This is a genomic window from Legionella sp. W05-934-2, assembly GCF_964199965.1.
Taxonomy (GTDB): Bacteria; Pseudomonadota; Gammaproteobacteria; order Legionellales; family Legionellaceae; genus JAFIFT01.
This window is the reverse complement of sequence record NZ_CAXMZT010000037.1, coordinates 1-549: the sequence shown is the minus strand read 5'-3', so window position 1 is coordinate 549 and position 549 is coordinate 1. Positions and strand designations below refer to the sequence as shown.

The following is a 549-nucleotide window of genomic DNA, read 5'->3' as shown; positions in this document are numbered from 1 at the left end:
TATAGCGTATCATCGCCACCGCCACCCCGGAGGGTGTCATTGCCACCATCACCGTAAATCACATCATGATTGGTGTTGCTGCCGAGTATGTTGTCATCCCCGCCGCCGCCTTTAATGCTATCCACATCGGTGAGGGTAACGTTTCTAAAATCCCAGTTATTCGCTTCATTGCCACCTTGAATGGTGACAGAATCACTGCCATCACCTTGGGTGCTACCTTGGATGGTTTCAATGCTGTTGCCGCTGTTGAATTTTTCACCGAGATTAATGGATTTAACGGCATCAGTGACGATCAACGTATCGTTTCCTGAACCCCCTTTATACGTATCAACACCATCGTTTTTATTATATATAAAGGTATCATCGCCAGCGCCGCCTTGGAGGTTATCATTCCCTGAGCCACCAATAATAGTGTCGTTGCCATCATCGCCATAAATGGTATCATTGCCACTGCCACCATATAGCGTATCATCGCCACCGCCACCCCGGAGGGTGTCATTGCCACCATCACCGTAAATCACATCATGATTGGTGTTGCTGCCGAGTATG

At 48.3% G+C, this 549-nt stretch carries 1 protein-coding gene; it reads right to left on the bottom strand.

The features are described 5' to 3' along the window. Window positions 1-549: calcium-binding protein (locus AB3348_RS15255; protein WP_367608477.1), on the bottom strand; the 549-nt coding region annotated here is incomplete at both ends.